At 62.4% G+C, this 639-nt stretch carries 1 pseudogene; it reads right to left on the minus strand.

Annotated elements, in window-relative coordinates:
- Positions 1 to 639, minus strand: a pseudogene (locus Q7C21_RS22400) (hypothetical protein); the annotation flags it as partial.

The following is a 639-nucleotide window of genomic DNA, read 5'->3' on the forward strand; positions in this document are numbered from 1 at the left end:
AGTTGGCTTCCAGCCTGATCGGGGCACGTTCATGCTCTTTAATCGCTTTCACCAACCGCGAATCCAGTCCCGCCGACTCGTAGTGCCGGCCGATAATATCTGCCAGTTCGGTACGGTGCGGAAGTCCCAGAAGCTGGCGGGCGGCCTTATTGCGCACGGTGATGATGCCATCGGGGCTCAAACCAATCACGCCCTCGCTAACGCCGTAGAGCACCGCCTGCTGGTCGCGGACCAACTGGGCGATTTCGGCTGGTTCCAGACCTAGGGTTTGGCGTTTGAGCGTACGCACGGTGAATCGCCCTGCCAAGGTTGCCAACAGGGCAGCCAGCAAGGCGAAGAGCACAATCCAGCCAAAGGACGCCGCCAACGCACCGGTCAACGATTCGGTGGCTACACCGACAGATACCTCGCCGATCACCTCGCCATTTGCGGTGCGGATCGGCACCTTGGCGCGCACCGATTCGCCCAACGTTACGTGTTCCCGGGCCACACTTTCAACGCCGGTCAGCGCCACCGGATCGGTGGAGACCAGTTGGCCGATCTCGGCCGGGTTTGGGTGGCTCAAGCGCAGTCCGCGGTCCTCGGTGATCACCACAAAGGCGGCCTGCCCACCGGTGCGCACCGATTCGGCCAACTGTT

The organism is Pantoea sp. ANP04, from assembly GCF_041982285.1.
GTDB classification, from domain to species: Bacteria; Pseudomonadota; Gammaproteobacteria; order Enterobacterales; family Enterobacteriaceae; genus Pantoea; species Pantoea eucalypti.